3 protein-coding genes and 1 pseudogene are annotated in these 5,005 nt (G+C 56.1%); 3 read left to right on the forward strand and 1 reads right to left on the reverse strand.

Going from position 1 to position 5,005, the window contains the following annotated elements; all coding sequences use genetic code 11:
• Positions 1-326: 326 nt before the first annotated feature.
• A pseudogene (locus ACZLZQ_RS24195) lies at positions 327-677 on the forward strand (helix-turn-helix domain-containing protein); the annotation flags it as partial.
• 273 nt (positions 678-950) lie between these two features.
• On the forward strand, positions 951-1,463 hold the full coding sequence (locus ACZLZQ_RS24200) for a MarR family winged helix-turn-helix transcriptional regulator (protein ID WP_472951862.1): 513 nt from the start codon (positions 951-953) through the stop codon (positions 1,461-1,463).
• A gap of 814 nt (positions 1,464-2,277) precedes the next feature.
• On the opposite strand, the gene ACZLZQ_RS24205 is transcribed toward ACZLZQ_RS24200, so the two are convergent.
• A complete protein-coding gene (locus tag ACZLZQ_RS24205; protein ID WP_472951864.1) occupies positions 2,278-3,492 on the reverse strand; it encodes an adenylate/guanylate cyclase domain-containing protein in 1,215 nt (404 codons plus the stop codon).
• Between the two features lie 520 nt (positions 3,493-4,012).
• Between ACZLZQ_RS24205 and ACZLZQ_RS24210 the strand changes: the two genes are divergently transcribed.
• Positions 4,013-5,005, forward strand: a 993-nt coding sequence (locus ACZLZQ_RS24210) for a CHASE3 domain-containing protein (protein WP_472951865.1), incomplete at its 3' end; no start/stop codon positions are given.

A 5,005-nucleotide genomic window follows, 5' to 3' on the forward strand; every position in this document is an offset into this window, starting at 1 on the left:
GAGACGCATGGAGACACTCCGCTGGACGAGGCAAGACGTTCGCTCCTGGCTCGCGGCGGATTCGTGGCAGTGGGCCTCGGTCGAGACAATCAGGACTGAAGTGGGGTCCAGCAACCCGAGAGCGCCTGTTTTTCACCATCTGTTGAACCTGGACAACGTCGCAGTCGCGGATATCTAATTTCCGCTCACGACCCTCTCAAGGCATTTAGCTTCTATTTACGCGCTCCCAATAGCGGACGTCTGAGTCCGACCGCCTTTCAGTAACTTCTAGAAACGTGCGGAGTTAGCCTAACCTCGTGACCATCAGACCGGCAGCAGGCCACTCGTATGATCGCTACCTTAGTGGGGGTCCCGAGGCTCTGGAAGATTGTCCATCGGCGCCAGGCCGGGTCTGGAACCGTATTTCTGCCAACATCCATGACCAGCTCATTGAGCTGGCGCTTGAGAATTGCGAGCTCTCGCCGCGGGAGCTGGCCGTCCGGTTCACCGCCGAAAAGCGCTACTTCGTGTCGGAAGCCACGGTTCACCGGCTTTTGAAGGCTCACGACCTCATAACCAGCCCAGCCTACGTCGCGAACAAGGCCGCCGACGCATTCCCCACCCAGACGACGCGGACGAACGAGATGTGGCAGACGGATTTTACCTACTTCAAAATCATCGGCTGGGGCTGGGTGTACGACGGGATCACCGCCTAAACATCAATACCCAGACGAGGCTCTATCTCCTGAATTCGATGCCCTGTTTTGAGCCAAATGTTCTGACGACGGAAAAAGCAAATATTTTGTATCGCAGCATTTCGATTGAAAGGGCTGCCTAGCAGATTATATAATGAGCTTATATTTTCCACTGCCCGTAAGCGAAACACCATTTAGCGCAATTGGCACTTGCTTGCGCAGCAAGAAGCTATCTTTATGGCGGTGCCAAACAGGTCTTCAAGGAGGTTCAGCTCAGTGAATTCCTTAGACATATCACCTGATCGTGAAAATGAGTCACCCATTTTAGTTCATGTTCTGTCGATTTCGCGCTCAGTCAGGGTGCTTATCGCGTTGAAGCTCGCCGAGATCGGTTTTTTCAATGGCCAAGATGAGTTGTTGTTATCGCTATCGGACGGCGAGAAGATCGCTGTATCTAAAGCGGCGGAACGCATGAAAGTTCGCCCATCGACTGCTTCGAAGTTAATCGAGCGCTTGGTGGTGAAAGGCCTTTTAAAGCGATCAAACGATGACGATGACACCCGCAGATCCCTCATTGAACTGACACCATCTGGCGTGCTGGCACGGGGCCAGATGGATCAAATACACAAGATGGTCGAGGCCGAGGTAATGCGACGCGTTGATGCGGCCGGCAGAGATCGCATCAACGAAGTCCTTTACCGTGTCGAAGACAAGTTGAAATCACTACTGGCAACTTACAGAGCCGAGGCTACGGCCCCCAACGACAGCCGTAGGACTAACGCAAATTAAAAACTTGGCGGTCCGCGAACCCGCGGGCGACAGCTAATTCGAAAACCTCCTACCTGCTGCTAATGAATGCACATTGCGCCGGGCAAGCCGACGTACAATGCCGTTATCAAGAGCGGCTCGCCGAATTGCTGATCGGTCCGCTGCAGGGAAGCACAGCCGACTGAGCCGATGCCTTCATCGACTTCAGGGAAACGCTCATGGACAGGACCGGCGCTCCCCGCGGCTTCGAGATGTCGACTTGCAAAAAATGGAGTTATCGCTGCTGGTGGGCGATGCACTGCAGCAACAGCGTCTCATTATCAACAATCCTGTCGATATCACCGAGGCCGATGCGATGGGGCTTTAGCAAGCGGCCTATTAACCATCGCCTGCAAAGGATTGCGTGTTAGCTGCCGATCAGCTTTGCGCTCAAACTTATCTTGGGCGCGAGCTGGAATGAACTAGCATCTGTCCGGTCACTTTTGCCTGCTTCATTCAGCAAAAAGGATGGTGCTTCTTCGAAACAGCTCCAGCGCGGTCTCCAGGTCCCCTGCATTTAGGCTGCGTAGGGGGTTATACGTTCGAACCGCATCGGATCGCAATATTACGCATCGACGTCGCCTGTATCCACATACTCGCCAGCCAGCGAGTGTAACAAAGACATGAATGTACCAAGTTGAAAGTTCACTGCGGTTCGCCCGACCGCAGAACCATGCCTCGCACGCTTGCCAGTTTCAACGCAACGGGACCGTCGTGAGGCAGCTTCTCCTGTTTCAAATCCGAGAGCTGAAGGACGGCTTCCCACCCGAGGCTGACTATACGTCCCTGTCTTCAGTCAAAGGCAAGCCGGATCAATTGTGAACAGTTCCTGTGCCCGCCCGACGCCGCGTAGGGCATAGCGGCCGACGGAGACGAGGTTCTCCTGTTCATCCTCAGGCGTCGCTGCGCGAAAGTCCGCTGATACAAGTATGCCGCGGTCGACTGAACGGCACATAGAGGAGATGCGGCTGACCTCGTTTACCGCCGGGCCGACGACGGTGAAGTCAAGCCGATCGTCGCTGCCGATATTGCCGTAGGAGACAGGGCCTATGTGCAGGCCAAGGGTGACAGTGGTCACCGGCAGCCCCGCTGCAACCCTTCGCGCATTGAGGGCGGCAACGCTGCTGCGTAGCTCCGACTCAGCCCTTAGCGCGCAGCGGCAGGCCTCGGACGGGTCCTCAGCCTTGAATATTGCGAGAACACCGTCTCCGATGAGTTTCATCACGTCGCCGCCGGCAGCATGTACGGCTGAGATCGCGGCGCCGGCATAGTCGTTGAGGAGCGGAATGATCTCGCCGGGCTCAGCGGCGTCGGCGATGGTGGTGAAGTTTCGAAGGTCCGAGAACCAAAGCACTGCCTGAATAGTCTCGGTTACGCCACGCGAGATGCGGCCGCTAAGAACGAGGCGTCCGGCATCGCGGCCGAGGTAAACCTCGACTAGCGTTGTGGCGATCCGGGCGAGCGACGCACATTTGACCGCTAACGCCAGAGCCGGCAGCAGTGCCCGAAGGGCAGCAAGGCTCTCTTCTCCGAAGCCATCGGGATGGCGTGTGACCCAGTAAGAGTAGAGGCAATCCATTTGGCCTATGCTCGACTCGCCGAAAAAGCGGTGGACGAAGGCAACGTAGTCGGAGTGGCCAGCATCCTTCAGCTCGGCAAGATGCTTCCAGGGGTGGGATGCGTCCGTGGCAATCCTGACTCGGCGCTCCTCATCGCCCGATGCCAGCATCTGGTAGAAGATACTGGACTGCCAGTCGGCGGCGGCGTCGCCTGTGTCGGTGCGGCCGTACTGAACCATCGGCTCCTCGGCAACGCCGTCGTTGCGCCAGCGGAAGACCCTGCCTTCGTAGATGGGGTGTAGCGTGTCGATGATCAGCATCGCGCGTGAGAGCGGCAGACCCGCCGCCGTGCATTCGGCGCAAAAGCCGTCCAGGAGTTCGGTCTCGCTGGCGCCGGCGAGACCTTGCCGGGCTATCCAAGCGGCGACGCGCTGAACATGTGCGTTCGTCATGATGGTCGGCTTTCCCTAGCGGCCCAGATGTCCCCCGCGGATCACCTCATATGGGATAGATCGACCACAGATCGACAAGTCGTCCACAAGGACACAAGGCGTAGGTCAGTTTCGGCGGAGCGCATCGGACATTATTCACGTCGCGTCGATGACGTTGACGAACAGTTTTCTAGGAGCCGACTGAAGCGGTACCGAAGCCTGGGGCTTGGGAGAGAATTATACGGAACCGGTGACTTCAGCTTCGATAGCTTCGGCGGTGGGTCCGCCCCATGGAGATGATGGTGGCAGTTTGGGATACAGGCCGGCGGCGTAGTCCAACGCCGGCCGTTATCAGCGGGGAACCAAAAAATCCGCATACGTTAAATAGCCTTTATGGCTACGAGATTTCGGTTAACTAATATCCTCGGTATGTTTGTTAACCAACCAGAGAAGAACCAATCAGGTAAGTTTCGCAATCGCCGATCGATAGCCGGGTATTAAACAAATTTGTCTAGCTGTTGTGTTCCATCTATCGATCGGAATGAAAATGACGCTGCAGGATATGAGAATTTCACGGAAGCTAATGCTTGCGTTCGGCATACTGCTAGCGGGCGTTCTGGCGATGGGCGGCCTTGTTTACGAAAGGCTCGAACATATTGAGAGCGTGCGGACGTTTAACCGCCAGGTGAATGCAGGCTGGCGCGAAGCAATGGAGTCTCGGGCCGCACTCACACGGATGGAAAATTCGCTTCGTGGATATCTCCTGACTACTGACGCCGTTTACATAGAGAAATTTCAAAAGCACCGCGCATCTTTCGATGCTCACATTGCTAAGTACACAGATGCTGCGTCCGCTATACCGAACGCCAAGCTATCCGCGGAGAAAGCTGCGGAAGCGACTGCGAGCTGGCAACGCGAAATCGTAGAAAAATCGATCTCAATGGCGAAAGAGCCAAGCACTCTCGGTGCCGCTCGACAGCTAGCGCTCTCCGATGCAGCTGGCGCCTTTATTGATCCTTCTGAAGAAGCTGTCGATGTGTTGGCAGCGCTTACAAAAAGTCAGGCAGAGACCAACGCGGCGGAGCAGCAAAGGGCTTATGGCGATAGCGTATTCACGCTTGAGGTAGGTATTGCGCTACTGGTTCTTACGTCCCTTGGCATGGCGACCCTACTGTCGCGGGGCATTGCCGCCCCTATCGTTCTGCTGCGTGGAGCGATGGAAAAGCTCGCTAAGGGCGATCGAACAGTCGAGGTTCCTGCTACCGGACGCAAAGACGAAGTTGGAGCGATGGCGTCGACCGTACTGACCTTCAAGCAAGCAGCGATCGAGCAAGTACGTTTGGAAGAGGAAGCTGTTGCAAACCGTTCCGCTCAGGAGGCTCAGCGCGACCGTCATTCGCTCGTCGAAGCCGCAAAAGCCGATGATCTGAAGCAGTTTGTTTTTGCAGTTGAAGATGGCTTCAACGGATTGTCTGCTGGTGATCTAACCACCCGAATGGATGGCGTCGTTGCGGCCGAGTTCGAACCAATCCGT

Source organism: Mesocryomonas lacus (genome assembly GCF_055730105.2).